Here is a 20,785-nt window from a genome sequence, read left to right on the forward strand (position 1 = left end):
TTAGGGAGCGGGCGGAACTGCCGCGAAGGCATCGGTATTTTTGATTGTCGACAGGTGGTTTAGCGGCCACATAATGGCGAATGCCCGTCCGGTGACTTGGTCCAGGGAAACGAACCCCTGGGAGGGTTCTTTCATATGGAAACGCGAATCCTCTGAATTGGAACGGTTATCGCCCATCACCCAAAGTTTTCCGGCCGGGACAGTAACATCGAATTTGATTAATGAGGGGGCGCTGCCAGGGTTGATATACCCGCTTTCGTCTACGCTAACTCCGTTAACTTTCAAGCGCCCATTGGTGTCGCAGCATTGCACTCTATCCCCGGGTAGGCCTACGATCCGTTTAACGAGGTGGTTTTGGGAGTCGTCGGGACGCAGACCTACCCAAATCAGTATTTTCCCTGGCAGAGAGGGACTCGGGGTGTCCGCATTCCGTTTCAGCCAGTTATCGTCATCTTGGAAAACGATTACGTCCCCGCGGTTAAGTTGCCGGTAGTCAGGCACTAGTTTGGAAACGATAATGCGGTCATTGATTTGCAGAGTTTGTTCCATCGAAGAGGACGGAATCTGGAAGGCTTGCAGTAAGAAAGCTTTGATTATCGCGGAGATAGCTAATGCCACGAACACCATCATTAGGGTCTCTCGCAGCACCAACCACCATTTGGAGGGGGTTTTACGCGCGCGCCGGCCACTTTTTGGGGCGGGGGAATCTGTTCCCGACATCCCTAAATCGTTTGACTCTCGCGCATCTTTCATCCGTTTATCTCCCGCCGTCAATCAACATTTCCATCATGCCATATATAGCAAATCGGCTCTGCCTACAAGCAGAGCCGATTACTAATTAGCGTTATTAGGAGTCGCGACGCTCTTTAATGCGAGCCGCTTTCCCGTGACGTTCACGCAGGTAGTAGAGTTTAGCACGCCGCACATCGCCGCGGGTTACTACCTCGAGAGATTCGATAGTCGGCGAGTTTACCGGGAAGGTACGTTCTACCCCGATCCCGAAACTAACTTTCCGCACGGTGAAAGTAGCGTTCGGCTGGTTCTTACCGTGACGGGCGATTACTACCCCCTGGAATACCTGAATACGAGTGTTTCCACCTTCGGTGACCCGCACGTTTACTTTTACGGTGTCTCCGGCGCGGAAATCAGGTAGATCCGAGCGCTGGCTCTTCTGATTAATCTCATCGATGATATTCAATGTAGTTTCCTCATATTGCTTTCGTTCCGCAGGTAACGTCAGCTATCGGGCCGGTCTAGCCGGCGTATCTAGCATTGCCAAGCGGCATTTGCGGCCCCCTGCGGCAGGTTTCGCAGCCTACTTATGCAACCTTGCTTATTGTGCCACGTTTTGTGCCCAAGACGGAACTTGGCGGGTTGTGAAATCCCTAACCGCTATGACATCTCGGTTTTCAATTCCCCCCACTAGGAAGGTGCGGCGCCCGCATTTGCGGTATCCGTGGTGGCGGTAGAACTTTAAGGCCCGCCGGTTTGACTGGTTAGTCCCTAAACCAATCTTGGTTAGATGCGGGAAGCGCTCTTGTAGGTATGCGTGGGTTACTTCGATCATGGCGCCCGCCAGCCCCGAGCCTTGCCACTGGCTATCGAGATAGCATTTAGACAGGTAGGCACAGTTTTCACCTACTGCTTTCACCAGGTTTTCTTCGGGTGGCACAAAGCCGGGGTCTCCCACCTGGGTTAGGGTGTAGCCGGCAGCTTCCCAAGGGGTTTCCTCTTGCGAGGCAGCGGGAGCTACTTCCGCCAAGATAATTACAGTACCCGGATCAGCTAGATAGGCTTTAAACGCCGCCTCATTTAGTTCTTCTTCTACAAAGCGGCTAATGGCATCTGCGGGTAAATAATCCGGGCAGGCCTGCGGGAATAGCCGCGAAGCTAGCGTCGAACAGGTGGCAGCCTCACCCAGCTGCGCCCGGCGAAAACGTACCCGCTGGCGATAGGGGGCAGGCAGGAATCCGCTAGCAGCGAGGATTTCGCGATCAGATTTTCCGAGGGCGTCGGGCGTTAGCTCCCAGATTAAATCGGGACGCCGCTGGGTAGTTAACATTAGGGACTGCTGACGGCGCCAATTATTTACTTTCTGGTGATTCCCGCTGAGCAAAACTGCAGGAATATCGAGGCCGCGCCAAGTAGCCGGCTGCGTATAGGCAGGATACTCTAACAAGCCCGACAGTTCATAGGATTCTTCCACCAAAGAACTGGGATTGCCCACAAAGCCATCCAGGAGGCGGCAGGTAGCTTCTACCAGGGCAACGGCGGCGACTTCCCCGCCGTTTAGCACATAGTCACCCAGAGAAAAAGGTAGCACCTTTACGTCCGGTAGCTGCTGGTAGTACTGGCTGACTCGCTGGTCGATGCCTTCATAGCGCCCGCAGGCCACCACCAGATGCTCGGTGTTTTCTGCTAAATCGCGCACCTGTCGTTGGGTCAGCGGAATTCCTGCAGGAGTAGGAATCGCCAGCACCGTTTTAGCGGCACCTGCCTGGTCAATTACCTGGTCGATGGCTTTGCCCCACACATCGGGTTTCATCACCATCCCCGCGCCCCCGCCCGCGGGGGCGCGGTCCACGCTGCGATGGACATCTTCGGTCCAGTCCCGCAAATCCCAAACGTGGGTTTGTAAAATCCCGCTGGAGCGGGCTTTGCCCATGAGGGAAACATCTAGGCAATCAAAGAACTGGGGAAAAATCGAAATAATATCTATCCGCATCTGGGAGCCTTTCCGCTGTCTTAAAACAGTCCCGCGGGGGCATCCACGGTAATTACCCGATTTTCCAGGTCAATTCCGGTTACTAAGGCTTTCACAAAAGGCACTTCCACTGTTTGCCCGGCACCAGTACTCACCTGCAGGCGATCTTGGAATCCCCCGATTTCTAGCCCGGTGCACTCCCCCAAGGTTTCTCCCTCGGCACTGATTACCGAAAATCCTTCTAGCTGGCTAGGTGAGTATTCCCCTTCGCGAGAGATTTCGGGGGCAAATAATTCGGTTCCTCTAATATCTTCGGCGCTCTCCCGGGTATTGATATGGGAAAAAGTTAGGCAGCAGCGGTTTTTTATTTCTCGATAGGAAGCCACCGTCCATTCTTCCCCGGTCGCGGTAGTAAGAGTTGCCCCCGCTTGGAAACGTTCGGCGGGATAGTCGGTAAAGGGACGCACTAGTACCTCTCCTTTAAGACCGCGCGCCGGACCTACCTGCCCAACTTTTACCATTTCCATGTTTTCTCCCTTAGATACATCCCTGAATATACCTGCAGATAAAGCGCGAGCCCCATGAATCTTCATGGGGCTCGCCTTTAAAAACTGTCTCTACCGGCGCGAACGACGATCCGTGTCGACTACATCAACCCGAACCGGGCCGCGAGTGGACAGCGCACCCATAACTTTGCGCAGTGCTCGCGCGGTGCGACCTCCCCGGCCGATTACGCGTCCGAGATCTTGCGGATTAACCCGCACTTCTAGCAGCTTGCCGCGCCGCATATTGCGTTCATCCACCCGCACATCGTCCGGGTGATCGACAATTCCACTAACTAGATGTTCTAGTGCATCCGCCAACATGTTTAGGCTTCCTCACTCTCGGGAGCAGCTTCTTCAGCTTCTGCGGTTTCTGCAGCTTCCTGTGCTTTAGTTTCTTCGGCTTCTTTAGCTGCTGCTTCTGCCTCAGCCTTAGCTTTTTCTTCGCTGACTTTAGCTTTGCGTTTTTGTGCCTCGTCCGCGGCGGCCTTCACGTTCTTTTCGCGAGCCTGGTCGGCGGTGAGAGTTTCTTTGGTCTTAATCCAGCTTTCAACGTTTTCTTTACCGTTGAAACGGGCAATATCCCCCGAAAGTACCAGCAATCGGCGAACTGCGTCCGAGGGCTGTGCCCCTACGCCGAGCCAGTACTGGATACGGTCAGACTTGACCTGAATAAAGGACGGTTCTTCGTTGGGGTTGTACTGTCCAACCTCTTCGATTACCCGGCCGTCACGCTTCTTGCGGCTATCCACCACTACCACCCGGTACACCGGGTAGTGAATCTTACCAACACGCTTTAAACGAATACGAACTGCCACTTTTGTGGTTTCTCCTGTTCTATTGACTGTTGAGTGCCCGCCCTTGCCGGTGGGATTCGGCCTGGATCAAGCTCTCGAGACAAGGCCGCCACACAGAGAGGGGGTGTCTTGGCCCGGTACAACTAGCTATTCTGCCAGAATTTAGCTGCTAGTTTCCACTTTAAAAGCCGGCGATTAGGCATCTTTGAGCAGTTTCACACCAGTTTTGCTTTGGGAGGCAGAAAACCTAGTAAAAAGACCCTAGTTTTTGTTTTCCCGGTGCCACGTCCTCGGCGCAGTCGGAACCCTCTCATTTAAAAGCACGCAGGAAGTGTTCTACCGCCGCCCGAGCCGTGAGGGGATCAAGATCGCGGGCACTGGCCACAAAGGCGCCTCGCAAATGCTCCGGATCTTCCCGGTTACGGGCAGTTTCATAGGTATGTACCTGCCCCCCGGCTACTCGCACTAGATGGATCCCGGCAGCCACATCCCACGGACGCATCGCGGTTCCGAAAGCCACCGCAGTATGTCCTGCCGCCACATGCGCCAGATCTAAGGCTCCGGCACCGGGAGAATGCACTGTCGCGTACGCGTTAGCCAGCTTGCCGGCCAATTGCCAAGATTTTTCCACTCGCTGAGGATCTTTATCGCGGAAGGGGAAATATCCGGTAATGATTCCTTCATTTTCAACCCGGGCACTAGCGGCACGCATCGGGGTGGCGCGCTCCCCCTCGTAGAGGGTTGCCGTATGTGCGTCGGCAATAAAAAGCTCGCGTGTATAAGGCACATAAATCACCCCGGCCACCGGTTTCCCGTCTAGTTCTACCCCGATTGAAGTGTTGAAATAGGGGATCCCGGCGGCGAAGTTGGCAGTCCCATCGATGGGGTCGACAATCCAGCGCACCCGAGATCCCAGATTTTTGACCGTCTCTTTTGCCTGAGCAAGTTCTGCTGCGCCCACTGCCTCTTTACGCTGAGAGGGCTGGGCTTGTTCCCAGGCGAATTCGTTGGTCAGAACCTGCTTAGACCCCTGGCGACGCGATTGATCCAGGCTAGCGCGCTGTACCTGCTCTAAAGTTATACTCCCGGCGCCGGCCACTTTTTCTTTATCGAGGACGTGCTCCCCGGTTTCCTCCCCCAAGATCCGGGAAGAGGGAACCGCTCTGCCCAGCAGATACTGCAACCTAGCTTCTACGTAGCGGTCATGGATAGTGACCGGATCATGAATACCAGCTTTTAAGAACACTTCTAGAGGGGCACGAAAAACTTTGCGCAGGTAAACCCCTACCTGTTGTGCTCCCTCCCCCGCAATTATCATCAATGCGTGGTCAAGGCTCATTCCCGAAGTGCTCATAACTTCCATTATTACCCTTTTTAGGCTGTTAGTCCTAGCTAACCGCAACTGCGGGGGAAAGCTCTTGCCCGAGTAACGCCACTTTTTCGGGTTTAGTTGCCCGCGCTAGGTCGCCAGCAGGGTTTGAGGAATAGCGCAGGTAGTCGGCACGCGCTCCCGGTTCAATGGCACCAATCCCCAGATAGTCGCGGGCGCGCCAGGTAGCAAAATCAATAATCTGGTGAGGGGAAACCCCTCCGCGTTCCCACAGGGAGAGTTCTCGTCCCAACTCTCCATGGGGTTGATATCCGCCAGAATCGGTACCGGGCAGCAGCTGCACTCCACTTTGGTGCAGCATTGCAAAATGTTCGCGCCGTCCTTCCCACATTTGCTGCATAGTCGCCGCATACACCGGATATTTCTTCCCCGCTTGGGCTGCGAACTGGTTAAACAGCTCCACCTGCAGCAAAGTGGGGGTAACTGGAATCCCGCGCCGGACACATTCTTGTGCCTGGTCACTATCGATCCCACTGCCATGTTCGATACAGTCAATCCCGGCGTCTAGCAGTCCCGCGATCGCTTTATGGGAAAATGCGTGCGCGGTTACCCGCGCTCCCTCTTGGTGGGCGGCCGCGATCCCCTCTTTCAAGATTTCGGTGGGCCACAGGGGATCCAAATCAGAATCTGCACCATTTGAGCGGTCAATCCAGTCGGCCACAATTTTTACCCAGCCGTCACCTTGCTGCACTTGGCTCGCCATCACCTGCGGTAAATCACTCAGATTCTCTACCTCTATCGGTAACAAGCGCATATAACGTTTAGGACGGGCGATATGGCGTCCGCAGCGAATAATCGGCGGCAGGGCGGGATTCCCCAAAATCCCGGGGGCATATTCCAGGTTTCCGCAGTCGCGAATGGCTAAAATTCCGCAGCCTCGATCTGCCTCAGCCTGCGCTAACGCTTCTTGTGGGGTAGCTATCTGTCCTACCGCCGCGAACCCAATATGGCAATGCACATCGCAAAATCCGGGCAGAAAATAGTCGCCACCAGTGCTGTTATCTTCCCTAAACGCCCCGAAGTGTCCGTCCTCGGTAATCGATAACTGCCCCCGCACCCAGCGGGGAGCCTTACTAGCTTGCTTACGGTAATAAAAATTTCCGCTCAGCAGCTTCATCGCTGCCCCAACATCCGTTTCAAGTCATCGGGTAAGTCATCCAAAGTGGGAGCAGCGGCCGGGGCGGCCGGTTGGGCAGCTCCCATCCCGAAAGCGCTGCCAGCAGCGGGCGCCGGTGCCTCCCCTTTCGTTGCTTGCTGAGCCTCCCACTGTTTTTGCTTCGCCGGGTTGCCGAACTTGCGGCGATTCTTCTTGCCTGCCTTCCGCTGCTTCTTGGTAGCTCCTCCGCGGCCACCCGGCATCCCAGGCATAGCGGGCATTCCGGGGATACCGCCTCCATTGGACATGCGTTTCATCATTTTCGAAGCCTGCGTAAACCGCTCTACCAGGCCGTTAATCTCGGTTACCGTGGTGCCGGAACCGCGCGCAATCCGGGCACGCCGCGAACCATTCAGTAGGGACAAATCGTCGCGTTCTGCCGGGGTCATGGAGTTCACAATGGCTTCGATCCGGTCAATACTCTTTTCATCGAAGGCATCCAATTGGTCTCGGTACTGATTCATGCCGGGCAGCATTCCCATCAGTTTCTTCATCGACCCCATCTTGCGGAGCTGTTGCAGCTGCGCCATAAAGTCAGTCAGGGTGAACTGGCCTTTTTGCATCTTGCGAGCCAGCGCCTCGGCCTCTTTTTGGTCATAAGTTTTTTGCGCTTGCTCAATCAGGGTGAGCATATCGCCCATATCGAGGATGCGTCCGGCCATTCTCTCGGCATGGAAACGCTCAAAATCACCCAGGTTTTCGCCGGTAGAGGCAAAAAGAATCGGTTGCCCGGTTACTCCGCGCACCGATAGCGCCGCCCCGCCACGCGCGTCACCATCAAGTTTGGAGAGCACCACCCCGGTAAAGCCCACTCCGTCACGGAAGGCAATCGAGGTTTGCACCGCGTCTTGACCCACCATTGAGTCCAATACGAAGAGGATTTCGTGGGGATTAATGGCGTCACGGATATCGCGCGCCTGCCGCATCATTTCCTCGTCAACGCCCAGGCGACCCGCAGTATCGACAATGATTACGTCATAGCCTTCGGTAATCGCCAGGTTTAATCCTGAGCGTGCTACCTCGACCGGATCGCCTTGCCCGTCCCCGGATTCGGGAGCGTGAATATCGACTCCTGCCTTCTCAGCGACGATACTTAGCTGGGTAACCGCACCGGGACGCTGCAGGTCACAGGCAGCTAGGAGGACGCGTTTGCCTTCTTCTTCGCGCAGCCACTTGCCGAGTTTGCCCGCGAGGGTGGTCTTACCGGCACCTTGTAGACCTGCCAGCATAAACACGGAGGGGCCGCGCTTGGCATAACGTAGCTGACGGGTCTCGCCCCCCAGAACCTCAACCAGTTCCTCGTGAACAATCTTGACTACCTGCTGGCCGGGATTGAGCGCTTTCGAACGCGCTGCCCCATAGGCTTTTTGCCGCACCGCTTTGGTGAACTGGCGGACTACCGGTAGCGCTACGTCAGCCTCTAATAGGGCGCGCCGAATCTCGGAGACGGTAGCGTCAACATCCGCCTCGGTCAGCAAGCCTTTAGAGCGCAGACGCTTAAAGGAATCGGCTAGGCGATCAGACAGGCTATTGAACAAAGTGGTTTCCTCCTGGAGATAGTTTCGCCGTCTAGTTTACTTCAGCAGCGCGTCTACGAAGTCCTCGGGCACGAAAGGCGCTAAATCATCTGGCCCTTCTCCCAACCCCACCAGCTTGACCGGCACAGATAGTTCGCGCTGTACGCTAACTACGATTCCGCCCCGAGCCGTTCCATCGAGCTTGGTAAGTACAATCCCACTGACATCTACCACTTCGGAGAACACTTTCGCCTGTTGCATACCGTTCTGCCCGGTAGTGGCATCTAGGACCAGCAGAGTTTCGGTGACGGGGGCGCTCTTTTCGATTACCCGTTTGACCTTGCCTAACTCGTCCATCAAGCCGGCTTTGTTTTGCAGACGTCCGGCAGTATCTACCAGCACCACATCCAGGCCTTTTTCCTTTCCATATTTGACCGCGTCAAAAGCTACCGAGGCGGGGTCGGCGCCCTCTTTATCGGAGCGCACCACTTCTACCCCGACCCGGTTTCCCCAGGTTTCTAGCTGGTCAGCGGCGGCCGCCCGGAAAGTATCGGCAGCTCCCAGCACAACTGACTTGTTTTCTGCCACCAAAATGCGGGCAATCTTGCCCACGGTAGTGGTTTTCCCAGTGCCATTTACGCCTACGGCGAGAACGATCCCCGGCTTGGTACCATCCGCCTGCTCTAGATTTAGGCTGCGATCTAGATCCGGGTTTACCAGTTCGATCAGTTTTGCGCGCAGAATTTCCCGGATCTTCTCCGGATCGGAAGTGCCCAGCACTTTCGCCTGGGTGCGCAGATCTTCCATCAGTTCATCGGTAGCGGCAATCCCCAAATCCGCCATTAGCAGGGTATCTTCTATTTCTTCCCAATCCTCAGCGCTCAGGTCTCCGCGACCGAGCACTCCGAGCAGCATTTTGCCGAAGGAACCGGATTTGGCTAGCCGGGAACGCAAGCGCTGCATTCGCCCTTGGGCGGGTTCGGGGGTTTCGAGGGCGGGCTCAGCGTTTTCCTCTTCCAGCTTGGTCGGTTGAGTTTCCTCCTTCCGTGCCGGAGCTTCGCTCGCTTGCGCGGCTGGCGCTGGTGTCGCAGCTGCTTCTGCCTGATCAGATAGCTCTTCCGGTTCCATCGCCGATACCGTTACTTCTGCAGTTTCCGCGGCCGCGTCCTCTTCAGCAAGCGTTTGCGCACTCTCTTCAGCGATAACTGCAGGTTCTTTTGCCTGGTCAGCTCCTTCACTTTCTGGCTCTGCGGTGGCGGTTACCGCTTCCTTCTCACCGGTTTCATCGGCACTAGCTTCCAGTTGTTTGGCTTTGGAGGCCTCTAGCTGCTTTTTAGCTTTCGCCGAGCGCGCTGCCAGCGCGCCGCCAGTTCCCACTAACGCCAGAACTACAACTACAACCACAATCCCGAGGGGTGTAAAAAGAAAATCCATGCCTCTATTGTCACCTATTGGCGCGCCCAGGTCATATTAGCCTGGATCCTAAAGCAGAATCCTGCTATTTAGGCAGGTAGATTGGTATTTATTCTGCGTGTACTCGCTGCCAAGTAATCTTATCTACCTGGAAGCTGTCCTCTGGGGGTAGATCATTTTCGTCCTCGGGGGTCTCACTTTCAACAGGATCCGGAGTGAACTGGCGTGCCCAGCGACGTAGAGGTTTGGCAGACTCGGAGCTATCCTGCTCCGATTTTGCGCTCTCCGAAGCTTGATTAGTTGCCGCTGACTCCGCCTGCTGTTGAGTATCAAGGGGCGAGATTGCTGCTGTCCCGCTAGGAACTACCGGGAGATAACTGGTGGCATCTTCGGGATCTTTCGTAACCGAAACCTCTACATTTTTAGGGAGGCGACGCCGCCGCGCGGGAGCGAAAGTGGGAGGTAGCTGCCCGCCAGGAACCTCATCAACTTCCGGTAAGTTCGCCGCTCCATTTGCCCGCGAGGATTCCCTCTCTGCGCGGCGCGCGCGAATCGCGCCCACTTCTTCTCCCCACATTTGCTCGGCGGCACTGCGTAAACTCTCGACTTCGGCGAGGGGATTTGCCGAATCACCGGGGGAAGCCTCGGCTAACAACGTATCTAAGCGAACCCGCTCCCCGTTATGTTCACCCCGGGAGCGATAGTCGTTTTCTTGCCAGGAGTCGGCGGACTCGCGTATCCAATTGCGAATCCCCCCACCGGGGCGACGGGTACGAACCATTACCGCTACCACCAGCACTCCGATCAACACAGCGATGCCAATGCCTACGAATAGCAAGATCAACGGTTCAGTCACGTTTCTATTATGCCCAGAGTTAAAGAATTTACCGATCTTAGCTCTTGACCGATACCAAACTGTTACCAGATTTGGGTGTGATTTTAGCTATCTCCTGGCGCTACCCGTTGGGAAATCACCCGAGAAACCCCATCACGCATAGTAACCCCGTAGAGTACATCCGCCACTTCCATCGTTCGTTTCTGGTGCGTAATGATGATCATTTGGCTTACTTCTCGCAACTGTTTAAACAGTTCCAACATCCGCGACAGATTCAAATCATCAAGGGCAGCTTCTACCTCATCCAAAATATAGAAGGGCGAAGGGCGCGCCTTGAAAATCGCGATTAAAAATGCCAGCGCCGCCAGGGAACGCTCCCCACCAGACAGCAGCGACAGGCGCTGCACATTCTTTCCGGCCGGTCGGGCGTTAACCTCTACTCCGGTAGTGAGCATATCGCTACTATCAGTCAGCTTCAGCGAACCGGTCCCGCCGGGGAACAGCCGCGCAAATACCTCGGTAAATTCTCGGGAAATATCCGTAAACGCCTGCTCAAAGGCTTCTTTTACCCGGTTATCAACTTCCCGTACCACTACCAGCAAGTCAGCTTTGGAGGTACGCAGATCTTTGAGCTGTCCCATTAAGAACTCGAAACGTTTTTCGAGGGCGCTGTGTTCCTCCAGTGCCAAGGGATTTACTTTTCCCAGCCGCGAGATCGCGCGATTAGCTTTTTCTAGCAACGCGCTCTGCTCGGCGCGATCATAGGGACGCCAAAGTCCCTCATCTTGCTCAAGGGAACTTTCGCGGCCTTGCTCCGTCTCCCTCTGCTCGGTGTCGGTATTTGGCGCCTCCTCGCTCTCGTTTTCGCCTCGTTCCGCTTCCTCTGTTTGTGAGGCAGTGGCGGCTGTTTCTTGCGCATTGGCTGCTTTGCGCGCCAGCAAATCCGGGTCGGGAACCAGCTGCTGCGGACCGAAGCTAGCGATCAACTCTTCCTCAGACAAGGCATAGCGTTCTTGGGCTTGCTGGGTTAGTTGTTCCGCGCGCACTCGATACTCTGCCGCTGCCACCTCATCGCGGCGGGAAAGATCGTTTAATTCGGTTAGTTCTTTATTCAAGCGATCAATTTCCGTGCGTAACTGCTGCGCTGCCGCCGAGGACGCTTCGCGGGCAGCATCTGCGCTCTCCCGCCAAGTTTTCGCCACTTGTGCCACCTGCGCTCCCTGGCGGGCAAAAATCTCACACCAAGAGGCTACCTGCAACATCCTTTGCGCATCTTGGGCGTGTTTGATTTCCCGCTGCTTGGCGGCAGCCAGGCGCAACTGAAAACGCTCCAAAGACTTAACCTCTCCCTGGAAGCGTTCCCGCAAATTAGTGGTGATCTGGGTGGCTGCCGCCAAAGCCAAATGGGTTTCTGCCTCTTTTTCCCGTGCCGCCAAATCTGCGGCGCGCGCCTGTTCTAAATCCTGCTCTGCTTCCTGTAAAGGAGCTAAATCTTCACTACCAGCAAAGTCACTGCAGGCTTTTTCGGCAACCGCAACCTTTTGAGCGCAGGTATCCACATCCGCCTGTGCTTGCTCGACTTCACTGGCAGACCGTTGAGCTTCACTCTCGGCTCCCCTGACTGCCGCTTCCCGAAGCGCCCGTTTTTGGGCGTGTGCAGCTGCCTGAGCATCAGCTGCCCGCAGGGTTTTCAATGCCTGGGCGCTAGCTGCCGCCGCTTGTGAAAGCTGTTGGGTGCTCGCCTGTACCTGCGCGCGGGCTTCCTCCGTCTGTTCGCGGGCATGCGCAGCAGCCTGACGCGCGAGACGGAGCTGACGCTCGACCTGGATGCGGTTAACCCCGCCACTGCCGGTGCTTCCTAAATACGCACTGATAACTGTGCCATCTGCTATCCCCACCCGCGCCTGAGGGAGCTTTCCCAGCAGGGCGCGCGCCGCCGCTAAATCCGGTGCCAAATAGCTATCTGCCAGGATTACTTTTAACGCCGGATGCAGAGCGCGCGGCGCTTCCACTGCCGCCAAAGCGGGTATCACACCCGCTATTTCCACGCTTTGCCCCTGGCCAACAGGGATCCGCTCTTGGATTCCACCATCCCCAAGCACCCAGCTCACAATCCCGGTGCTGTCTTTGACGGCTCCCAATCCGGCGTCTACTTGAGAAGCCTCCACTACTAGGGCGGCGCCGCTTGTTCCCAGTAAGGCCGCAATTGCCTTTTCCCAGCGATCAGAAACACTAATCAACGAGGCTAGCTCGCCTTGCGGTTGAGCCGCCTGGGCAAAAGCATTTTGCGCTTGGCTAGAAGAGGCCGCCAAGACTTGACGAAGACTAGTTTCACTTTCGGCTGCCGCCACCGCTTTAGCTTCACTTTCCCGCAGTTGGTCACGCGCTTTTTCCAGTTGGCTGCGCACCGCTTCTTCTGCCTGCGCCAACTCGCGATATCGGCTAGCCGCATCTGCCCCTGCATCAACCGTGTCCTCGCGGTGAGCCGCTTGTTCTTTCCGCGCCGCCGACAGTTTTTCCCGCGCCGCCTCCGCCGTCTTCTCCGCTCTTTTCAGCCGTGATTCCGCCGCCTCTAAACGGGCTTTAGCGGTTTCTAATTCTCGTTCCAGGCGGGCACTCTTTTGGGTTTTCTGCTGCGCTTCCTGCCGCAATTCCTGAGTGATGCGGGTTAGCTCCCCAACTTTTCGGGTAGTTTCTTCCCGCGCCGCCTGCGCCGCATCACCCTGTTTGCGCCGCGCCAAAGCTTCCTCATCTTTAGCGGCCAATTCGCTTTGCAGCCGCGCTAAATGTTTTTGACGCTCTGCCACGCTAGGACCAGAGGGAACCGGTTCTGGTTTTGACAGGGAAGCGGCTCGTTCCTCAGCTAACGCTCCCAATGCCCGTAGGCGTTCGGTTAGGGTGGTCAGTTGCTGCCACAGGTTCGCTGCTCGCCCTGCTAAATCACTTTGCTGCGCATCGGCGTTTAGTTGTTCTAGTTTTTCGCGCTGTTTTGCTAGATTTCCAGCTAAATCTTCGCGCTGCAGCGTCAGAGTTTGCTCGCTTTCCTGGTAGCGAGCCAGCTGCGAGCGCAGCTGCTGCAGATCATCAGCCAGGATCCGGCATCCGGCGTCGCGCGCCTGCGCCTGCAAAACCGCGGCTCGCCGGGCAGTTTTCGCTTGCCGGGCTAATGGCCCGAGTTGTTTTTGGATCTCTTGCGTTAAATCCGAAAGCCTAGAAAGCTTGTCTTCCAAGCCTTCAAGTTTACGTAGTGCCCGTTCTTTACGCCGCTGGTGTTTGAGTACCCCCGCAGCCTCTTCAATCAACGCCCGCCGCTGAGAGGGATCCGCCGATAGCACCTGGTCGAGTTTGCCCTGCCCGATAATCACGTGCATATTGCGTCCCATACCGGTATCCGATAGCAGCTCTTGGATATCTAACAACCGGCAGGCAGTGCCATTAATCGCATACTCGGAGCCGCCCTGGCGAAACAAGGTGCGGGAAATAGTAACTTCCGAATAATCAATCGGCAGTTCCCCATTAGTGTTATCAATGGTGAGTGCCACTTCTGCCCGCCCGAGGGAAGCGCGGGAACTGGTGCCCGCAAAAATAACATCCGTCATGGATCCGCCGCGCAGATTCTTGGCACCTTGCTCGCCCATCACCCAGGCGAGGGCATCAACAATATTAGATTTGCCAGAACCGTTGGGGCCGACTACACAGATAATTCCCGGAGTGAACTGCAAAGTAGTGGCGCTGGCGAAAGATTTAAATCCGCGCAGCGTCAACGACTTTACATACATCTATCTGCTCCCGCTATTTAGCGGCTTCCGGGAACCAAATTTTAATCTCGCGGGCAGCGGAGGCAATTGAATCCGATGCGTGCACCAGGTTCTGGATCTGCCCACTGTCATAGTCACGTCCGAAATCTCCGCGAATAGTTCCCGGCGCTGCCTCTGTGGGGTTAGTGGTTCCCACCAGGGAACGCACCCCTTCTACTACCCGAGTGCCCTCGATGACTGCCGCTACAATCTTCCCAGACTGCATAAAGTCAACCATGGATTCAAAGAAATGCTTACCACGATGCTCTTCGTAGTGATCCTGCAGTTCATCATCGGTAGCTTCTGCCACCCGCAACGCTACGATGGCGTAACCTTTTTGCTCAATGCGCGCCAAAATTTTTCCGACCAATCCGCGCCGATAGCCATCGGGTTTAACCAGCATCAAGGTGTATTCCTTATTCGGATCCAGTTTCAGTTCGCTCATTGCCGCCACCTTTCTTCTTTTCCCGTTCTTTTCCCCGGGATTTACTTTTCTAAGGATACCGGCAAAGGGCCGACTCCAATTCGTTTTATCAACTCTGCTGATGCTGTGTGATCGAGCGCTTCGCCAGGCTGTCCTGCTGCTTGCGGTTCTGCCTGCTGCCTGGTTGCTATTTCCTGAGACTCAGGCGCGTTAGGGGCGCTAAGTTCTGCTTCTACCGCGTCAAGAGCTCGGCGAGATTCCGCCCCCTCGGCAGCAATCCGCAGTTCCGCTCCCGGTTGTACTTTTAACCCCATCAAGGCCAGCACGCTGCCCGCGTCGATATCATTAATGGTCACCTGAGCATCAAATCCGGTAGCGATCCTCGCTAGTCGCGCAGCCGGACGCGCCGAAAGCGGCTCGGCACCCCCATACACCACGGTTCGTGGGGCGAGCGGATCCATGGCGGGAGCAGGCGGTAAAATATCGGCAGCGTCCTCGTCGGGGAAAAACTGGGCAGCCGCGCTGATTGAGCGCAATACTTCTGCCAGGTCAGCGCCTTGAGCAGCAGCTACTGCCCCCGCGGCGGTTCCTTCTATCAGCGGGCCGCGTCCTAGCCGCAAAGATCGCTCCCCTAGATCGGTGATTACTTGCTGGCATGCCAGGCGGGCGGCTCCAAAATCTGCCATCAGGATAATCGCGTCCTGTTCTGCCATTTTTTCCATTAGCTCCGACACCTTGGTAGTCACGATTTGTGAGGCCGTGCCCAGGCCTTCATCGTGGCACCCGCAGGGTTCAACAATAACCTCTGGAGCTAGCGTGGCTACCACTTCACATACTCCGCGCGCCAAGGTTTGCGATTGCGAAACGATAATAAAGGCGGTTTTCGGACGCATGGTACTTCCTCCCAGGTACAGGTATCTCCTCTAGGTTATCGCGCGGGGGGTGCGACTTAAACCTTAGATGGCTTCTCGCTCTCGCCAGTGACTATTGCTGAAATGATAACCGCTCAATCGGATGCCCCAAACGCCTGAGGTTAGGAGGCGTCCAGATCTTTGGCGACTAGCTCGGCAATCGCCGTTACTGCCTGCGGGTTTTCGCTCTCTACAGTAACTTCTGCCCCGTATTCAGCGCCTAAGGTCATGATTAGCATCATCGAAGAGGCAGTTACTGGTGCCCCTCCAGCGGTCGCAATAGTGATTTCTTCAGCGAATTCGCCAGCTTTGTCTGCGATAATCGCGGCGGGACGCACATGTAATCCCACCGGCGATCCCACTTTTACCGTCATTGAAGCCATTATTTCTGCTTTCCTTAATCTATCTGCCGTTTAAATCTATGCTTTGGCTGCTGCCGGTTTTTTGCGATTTACCTTGGCGAAGGTGATGGCCGCTGCACCCACTGCCACCCCTGCTAGCAGGGCGATAATCGCTCCCAACACATTGGTGTAGGCAAATAACACAAAGATTCCCCCATGGGGAGCGCGACAACCAACTCCTAGCGCCATTGCCAGGGCACCGGTTACCGCCCCGCCTGCCATCATTGAGGGAATTACCCGCAACGGATCAGTAGCGGCAAAGGGGATCGCGCCCTCGGAAATGAAAGAGAGTCCCAACAGCCAGGCAGCTTTGCCGCTATGTTGTTCTGCCGGTGAATATAGTTTCGGCCTTACCGTAGAGGACAGCGCCATAGCTAAGGGCGGCACCATTCCGGCCAGCATCGCTGCCGCCATAAACTGATACGCTCCATCGGTTCCTTGAGACAATCCGGCAGTTGCTACCAGGTAGGCGGCCTTATTGACCGGTCCTCCCAGATCGAAGCACATCATTAGACCGATTACTATCCCGAGGACGATCGCGGAGGAGCCGGCCAAAGAGTTCAGCCAGTGCTGTAGTCCGCTCATCAAAGCTGCCAGCGGACCTCCCAACAGTAGCAGCATTATCAGTCCAGTTAATAGTGTTGTTAGTAACGGAATAATCGCCACCGGCATTAGCCCCGCTAACCAACGCGGACACTCCACAGCAGACAGCCAGTTAGCAATAATTCCGGCCAGGATTCCAGTTACCAGCCCTCCGATGAAACCGGCTCCTATCGCTATGGAAATCGCCCCGCCAATAAAGCCAGGAGCGATCCCGGGGCGGCCGGCTAAACCGAAGGAGATATATCCCGAAAGCGCCGGCACCAGGAAACTCATTCCAGTTTGACCTATAAAAACCAGCAGCGCCCCCAGGTATAGTGCCAGGCCGGAGCGGTTGGTATGCATTTGTGCTTCCCCGAAAGGGCCAGAATCTGGCAACTTCCACAAAGAGAAATTTAGGGAAATATCTTGTGCCGGGTCGGAAACATCGTAGCCTCCCAGCAAGAATCCCAAAGCAATTAACAGGCCGCCAGCAGCCACGAAGGGAATCATATAGGAAACCCCCGCCATTACCGCCTTTTGGATTCGTTCTCCCCAATGGGGGATTTGGGCTTTCCTCGCCGGGAGCGTCGCGGATATGGGCACGCCCTGCCGAGCTTTATTTTTCGCCATCGCCTCCCGAATTAATCTTTCGGGATCATTAATAGCTGCTTTAACCCCCACATCCACTACTGGCAGCTGGGAAAAGCGCTGCGGGGACTGCACGCTCACGTCATGGGCGAAAATCGCTCCTGCTGCTCCGGCTATCAGAGCGGGATCTAGCTGGTTAAAATTTCCCGATCCTTGCGCCTCTACATGCACTGTAATCCCTAGTTCTTTGCCTTTATTGATCAGCGCATCTGCCGCCATATAGGTGTGAGCGATCCCAGTGGGACAAGACGTCACCGCCACCAGATATTCACCCTGGTCACCGGTTTTCTTTCCTTGCGGCACGGGGCCTGCCGATTCTATTGAAGAGGGCGAATTCGCGGCAGTCGGGGCAGGAGATACTGGTGTAGCCTTAGCTGTTGCCACTTGTTCGCGCTGAGTGACGGTAGCTATCGGAGAGACGGAGGGTGCTACTGTCGCCATTATTATTTGCGCTGCCTTTTCCGCAGAATCCACAGAACGTAAGGCAAAAAGGAAATCCTTATCTACCAGTTTGTGCGCTAACTTTTTCAGTAGTGTCAAATGATCTTGTCCTTGCCCTTCGCCAGCGACAATCATAAAGATCAAATCAGCCGGGCCATCTTTTGCTCCAAAAGCTACCGGCTCTTTTAACCGAGCAAAGGCGAGAGATACCGTGTTAACCGCTTGGCAGCGGCAGTGCGGAATCGCAATTCCACCAGGCATTCCGGTCGCGGACTTAGCTTCCCGAGCCAATAGGTCAGCGATCAAGGCACTCTTCTCAGCGCGTCCGCTAGCAGCAATCTTAACTGCCAGCGCTCTAATTACGCTGGTTTTGTCGGTTCCCAGGGGTTCGTCTAGACTCGCCAACTCCGGGATTATCAACCTCTCGTCTTCCATGGTTCTCCTATTAAGTTAGGCAACTTCAAAGGCTCAGCCTGCTAATTCTATTTAATAGTTCCCCCAACAGTTAAGTATTTTTGCGGCCTTTTGGTTTTTAGGCTTTTATGGGCTGTTTCCACATCAGCGTGGCAGTTTCGGTGATTCTCTTGTTAAATGCATCCAGACGTGTAACACTGTGATCGTTATGAGGCCTGGGCGAGGAGAGAAGTTGTCCGCAGCAGATACAATATATGGAACTCCGGTAGTTAATGGTCTAGCCTACGGGCAGGTCGCCTGGGTAAGCCATTTTGAGATCCCCAACTTACCTGCCTCTAAAATCCCGCTAGCTCAGCGTAAAGCTGAGGTCGATCGCTACCTTAAAGCTGCTAACACAGTATCCGAACGCCTGCTGACGCGCGCAAAATCCACAGTCGGCACCGCGTCGGATATTTTAGCAGCTCAAGCTGAACTCTCCCGCGACCCTGGGTTCAAGAAGATGGTGGTTCAGTCAATCAATAAAGGCACCCCCGCCCCAAGCGCCGTGATCACTACCACCGACATGTTTTGCGCCATGTTTGAAAAAGCCGGCAGGTTAATGGCAGAACGTACCACTGACTTAAACGATCTGTGCATGCGGGTAGTAGCAGAATTACTGGGGGAACCAGAACCGGGAATACCCCATCTTGGCGAGCCCTCGGTACTCTTCGCCGATGATCTTGCACCTGCTGACACCGCGGGACTTAATCCGGAAAAAATCTTGGCTTTAGTTACGGAACAGGGCGGTCCTACCTCTCATACTTCAATTATTGCCCGCCAACTGGGGATCCCCTGTATTGTGGCGGTGCGCAGACTCCACCAGATTCCCCAGGGAGAGCAAGTATTTGTAGACGCCTCTCTGGGATCGATTACTACCGGCGCCAACCCGGAGGAAGCCCGCCAAAAAGTAGCAGCTAACCTGCGCTCACGTGCCGAGATCCGCCACTGGCAAGGTCCCGCCCGCCTTGCCAGTGGCGAGGAGGTAGAGCTACTCGCCAATGTGCAAGACGGTCCAGGTGCCCAGAAAGCAGCTGAAGCTTATGCGCAGGGAGTAGGACTTTTCCGCACCGAACTTTGTTTCCTGGATTCCACGAAAGAGCCTACTTGCGCCGAGCAGGCAGAGAAGTATTCGCGAGTGTTTGCAGCTTTCCCAGATCAGAAAGTAGTTACCCGCACTTTGGATGCCGGATCGGATAAACCGATTTCTTGGGCCACTTTAGAGGAGGAAGCTAACCCTGCTCTGGGAGTGCGGGGACTGCGCACTACCGGGATCGATGAAGACCTCTTTACCCGACAATTAGATGCAATCGCACAGGCATCACGTGGTCATCAAGGAAAAAACTGGGTGATGGTGCCGATGGTCTCTACCTTGTCGGAGGCAAAATGGGTGGCGAAGCTGATTCGAGAGCGGGGACTTACTGCCGGAATTATGGTGGAAGTTCCGGCAGCCGCGATCATGATTGACCAGTTCCTAGCGGAAGTTGATTTCGTTTCTATCGGCACCAATGACCTTAGCCAGTATGTGATGGCTGCCGATAGGATGAACGCTAATCTGGCAACCTACACTGATCCGTGGCAACCGGCAGTTTTGACGTTGATTTCCCGCGTAGCTGCCACCGGGGTACGCCTGCAAAAACCGGTAGGGGTATGCGGGGAGGCGGCGGCTGACCCTATTTTGGCGTGCGTACTCATAGGGATGGGGGTCACCTCCCTATCGATGGCGACTTCGGCCATTCCCTCAGTGGGCTCCCAATTGGGACAGGTTACGAAAGAGCAATGCGAGCGTGCCGCCCAGGACATTTTAACGGCACAAGATAGTGGGGATGCCCGGAACATTGCCCGCCGCGCCCTCGGGATTAACTAATAGCTGCTGCCAAAACGCTACTGGCCACGTTAACTCCTAATAGCCCCAATAAAACGGCCGGAATCTGAAGCTAAAAAACTTGCGCCCCGGCTCTTCACCGGGGCGCAACTAACTTATTTTTAGTGCTTATATTTTTCGAACCAGGATCTTAACCGGTTTAATATCCGGCAGGCGCGGTGCCGATAGAAAGGTATTGCCCCTCCCCCAGATCGACAATATCGCCTGCTTGCAGCTGTACCGGTTGCGCCGGTTCAATCGGGTAGATTTGTCCACCGCGACGCAAACGAGTGCCATTTACCGATTCCAAATCCTTTAGGGAGGGATTTCCGCCCTCGTCTATATAGAGCAAACAGTGGGTACGGGAAATCTGTTTAGCAGGACTGGGCACGGTCATAGTTTGAGCTTGCGGATAGGTGGAAGTAGCCGCATCAGGGCGGCGCCCCACCACAATCGCGTCCTCTAAAATCATGGACTGTCCCTGCCCGGAAGTAACCGTATAGCGGGGAGCTGGCTGGTAAGCCTCCTGCCCGCCATATTGAGCTTGCATCCCGTATTGCCCCTGTCCATAGCCTGCTTGCCCGTATGGTTGTTGATATTGTCCCGGTTCATATCCGCCTTGCTGATAGCCAGGTTGATCATATTCGCTCTGCGGGAAGGCCGGACTGCCCTGGGGAGGATAACCCGGATACTGGGGAGCCGAGGGCTGCTCGCCATAGGGATTAGAGTAGGCAGCATTAGCCTGCTGACCATAGGGGTCGGGGGTGCTTGGTTCCGGCACCCCGGATTCTGTCTGGGGCGCTCCATAAATCCCGCTGGGCGGCACATAACCTGCATTCGCTGCACCCGACTGGTTCGGGTAGTACTGGTAGGGGTCGTTATCCATTGATTTACCTCCATTACCAACCGGCAA

At 55.4% G+C, this 20,785-nt stretch carries 18 protein-coding genes; 1 reads left to right on the forward strand and 17 read right to left on the reverse strand.

The genetic code is table 11. The features are described from left to right. The 16 genes from lepB to L0M99_RS05720 form a co-directional block, all read right to left on the reverse strand. The gene (gene lepB / locus L0M99_RS05645) at window positions 1–753 is read right to left on the reverse strand and encodes a signal peptidase I (RefSeq protein WP_024059206.1); all 753 of its coding nucleotides are present in this window, start codon (window positions 751–753) and stop codon (window positions 1–3) included. A gap of 94 nt (window positions 754–847) precedes the next feature. After that, on the reverse strand, window positions 848–1,198 hold the full coding sequence (gene rplS / locus L0M99_RS05650; protein WP_024059207.1) for a 50S ribosomal protein L19: 351 nt from the start codon (window positions 1,196–1,198) through the stop codon (window positions 848–850). A 135-nt stretch (window positions 1,199–1,333) separates the two neighbouring features. Next, entirely contained in the window at window positions 1,334–2,725 is a 1,392-nt protein-coding gene (gene trmD / locus L0M99_RS05655; protein ID WP_238128039.1) for a tRNA (guanosine(37)-N1)-methyltransferase TrmD, read from the reverse strand. A 20-nt stretch (window positions 2,726–2,745) separates the two neighbouring features. After that, window positions 2,746–3,231, reverse strand: coding sequence for a ribosome maturation factor RimM (rimM, locus tag L0M99_RS05660; RefSeq protein ID WP_238128040.1), 486 nt, complete (start codon window positions 3,229–3,231; stop codon window positions 2,746–2,748). A 90-nt stretch (window positions 3,232–3,321) separates the two neighbouring features. Beyond that, window positions 3,322–3,570 (reverse strand): RNA-binding protein, encoded by a 249-nt coding sequence (locus tag L0M99_RS05665; protein ID WP_022864074.1) that lies wholly within the window; start codon window positions 3,568–3,570, stop codon window positions 3,322–3,324. Window positions 3,571–3,572: 2 nt separating this feature from the next. Continuing rightward, window positions 3,573–4,064, reverse strand: a complete 492-nt coding sequence (rpsP, locus tag L0M99_RS05670; protein WP_238128041.1) for a 30S ribosomal protein S16 — start codon at window positions 4,062–4,064, stop codon at window positions 3,573–3,575. Between the two features lie 289 nt (window positions 4,065–4,353). Further along, window positions 4,354–5,397, reverse strand: coding sequence for an inositol monophosphatase family protein (locus L0M99_RS05675; RefSeq protein ID WP_238128042.1), 1,044 nt, complete (start codon window positions 5,395–5,397; stop codon window positions 4,354–4,356). 34 nt (window positions 5,398–5,431) lie between these two features. After that, window positions 5,432–6,550 carry an amidohydrolase family protein gene (locus L0M99_RS05680; RefSeq protein WP_238128043.1) on the reverse strand — a complete coding sequence of 373 codons (1,119 nt, stop codon included), beginning with the start codon at window positions 6,548–6,550 and terminating at the stop codon, window positions 5,432–5,434. After that, entirely contained in the window at window positions 6,547–8,127 is a 1,581-nt protein-coding gene (ffh, locus tag L0M99_RS05685) for a signal recognition particle protein (protein ID WP_238128044.1), read from the reverse strand. Before ffh ends, L0M99_RS05680 begins: the two co-directional genes overlap by 4 nt. Window positions 8,128–8,163: 36 nt before the next feature. Next, window positions 8,164–9,234, reverse strand: a complete 1,071-nt coding sequence (gene ftsY / locus L0M99_RS05690; protein WP_425304309.1) for a signal recognition particle-docking protein FtsY — start codon at window positions 9,232–9,234, stop codon at window positions 8,164–8,166. 394 nt (window positions 9,235–9,628) lie between these two features. Beyond that, window positions 9,629–10,375, reverse strand: a complete 747-nt coding sequence (locus L0M99_RS05695) for a hypothetical protein (protein WP_238128046.1) — start codon at window positions 10,373–10,375, stop codon at window positions 9,629–9,631. A gap of 83 nt (window positions 10,376–10,458) precedes the next feature. Next, the gene (smc, locus tag L0M99_RS05700) at window positions 10,459–14,133 is read right to left on the reverse strand and encodes a chromosome segregation protein SMC (RefSeq protein WP_238128047.1); all 3,675 of its coding nucleotides are present in this window, start codon (window positions 14,131–14,133) and stop codon (window positions 10,459–10,461) included. Between the two features lie 13 nt (window positions 14,134–14,146). Beyond that, window positions 14,147–14,596 carry a nucleoside-diphosphate kinase gene (gene ndk, locus L0M99_RS05705; protein ID WP_238128048.1) on the reverse strand — a complete coding sequence of 150 codons (450 nt, stop codon included), beginning with the start codon at window positions 14,594–14,596 and terminating at the stop codon, window positions 14,147–14,149. A 41-nt stretch (window positions 14,597–14,637) separates the two neighbouring features. After that, window positions 14,638–15,468 carry an HPr family phosphocarrier protein gene (locus L0M99_RS05710; protein WP_238128049.1) on the reverse strand — a complete coding sequence of 277 codons (831 nt, stop codon included), beginning with the start codon at window positions 15,466–15,468 and terminating at the stop codon, window positions 14,638–14,640. 140 nt (window positions 15,469–15,608) lie between these two features. Beyond that, window positions 15,609–15,869, reverse strand: a complete 261-nt coding sequence (locus tag L0M99_RS05715; RefSeq protein WP_024059220.1) for an HPr family phosphocarrier protein — start codon at window positions 15,867–15,869, stop codon at window positions 15,609–15,611. 36 nt (window positions 15,870–15,905) lie between these two features. Further along, the gene (locus L0M99_RS05720) at window positions 15,906–17,993 is read right to left on the reverse strand and encodes a PTS fructose transporter subunit IIABC (protein WP_024059221.1); all 2,088 of its coding nucleotides are present in this window, start codon (window positions 17,991–17,993) and stop codon (window positions 15,906–15,908) included. A gap of 211 nt (window positions 17,994–18,204) precedes the next feature. On the opposite strand from L0M99_RS05720, the gene ptsP reads away from it, so the two are divergent. Then, a complete protein-coding gene (gene ptsP, locus L0M99_RS05725; RefSeq protein ID WP_024059222.1) occupies window positions 18,205–19,875 on the forward strand; it encodes a phosphoenolpyruvate--protein phosphotransferase in 1,671 nt (556 codons plus the stop codon). A 157-nt stretch (window positions 19,876–20,032) separates the two neighbouring features. Here ptsP and L0M99_RS05730 read toward each other — a convergent pair whose 3' ends face one another. Further along, on the reverse strand, window positions 20,033–20,758 hold the full coding sequence (locus L0M99_RS05730) for an FHA domain-containing protein (protein WP_024059223.1): 726 nt from the start codon (window positions 20,756–20,758) through the stop codon (window positions 20,033–20,035). Window positions 20,759–20,785: the final 27 nt, after the last annotated feature.

The sequence above is a fragment of the Varibaculum cambriense genome (genome assembly GCF_022133705.1).
GTDB lineage: Bacteria > Actinomycetota > Actinomycetes > Actinomycetales > Actinomycetaceae > Varibaculum > Varibaculum cambriense_A.

Excerpts from the sequence above, each read along its gene's own strand:
- lepB (WP_024059206.1), bottom strand. The coding sequence starts at position 753 with ATGAAAGATGCGCGAGAGTCAAACGATTTAGGGATGTCGGGAACAGAT.
- trmD (WP_238128039.1), bottom strand. The coding sequence starts at position 2,725 with ATGCGGATAGATATTATTTCGATTTTTCCCCAGTTCTTTGATTGCCTA.
- rimM (WP_238128040.1), bottom strand. The coding sequence starts at position 3,231 with ATGGAAATGGTAAAAGTTGGGCAGGTAGGTCCGGCGCGCGGTCTTAAA.
- L0M99_RS05665 (WP_022864074.1), bottom strand. The coding sequence starts at position 3,570 with ATGTTGGCGGATGCACTAGAACATCTAGTTAGTGGAATTGTCGATCAC.
- L0M99_RS05675 (WP_238128042.1), bottom strand. The coding sequence starts at position 5,397 with ATGAGCACTTCGGGAATGAGCCTTGACCACGCATTGATGATAATTGCG.
- L0M99_RS05680 (WP_238128043.1), bottom strand. The coding sequence starts at position 6,550 with ATGAAGCTGCTGAGCGGAAATTTTTATTACCGTAAGCAAGCTAGTAAG.
- ftsY (WP_425304309.1), bottom strand. The coding sequence starts at position 9,234 with ATGGAACCGGAAGAGCTATCTGATCAGGCAGAAGCAGCTGCGACACCA.
- smc (WP_238128047.1), bottom strand. The coding sequence starts at position 14,133 with ATGTATGTAAAGTCGTTGACGCTGCGCGGATTTAAATCTTTCGCCAGC.
- ndk (WP_238128048.1), bottom strand. The coding sequence starts at position 14,596 with ATGAGCGAACTGAAACTGGATCCGAATAAGGAATACACCTTGATGCTG.
- L0M99_RS05710 (WP_238128049.1), bottom strand. The coding sequence starts at position 15,468 with ATGCGTCCGAAAACCGCCTTTATTATCGTTTCGCAATCGCAAACCTTG.
- L0M99_RS05715 (WP_024059220.1), bottom strand. The coding sequence starts at position 15,869 with ATGGCTTCAATGACGGTAAAAGTGGGATCGCCGGTGGGATTACATGTG.
- L0M99_RS05720 (WP_024059221.1), bottom strand. The coding sequence starts at position 17,993 with ATGGAAGACGAGAGGTTGATAATCCCGGAGTTGGCGAGTCTAGACGAA.
- L0M99_RS05730 (WP_024059223.1), bottom strand. The coding sequence starts at position 20,758 with ATGGATAACGACCCCTACCAGTACTACCCGAACCAGTCGGGTGCAGCG.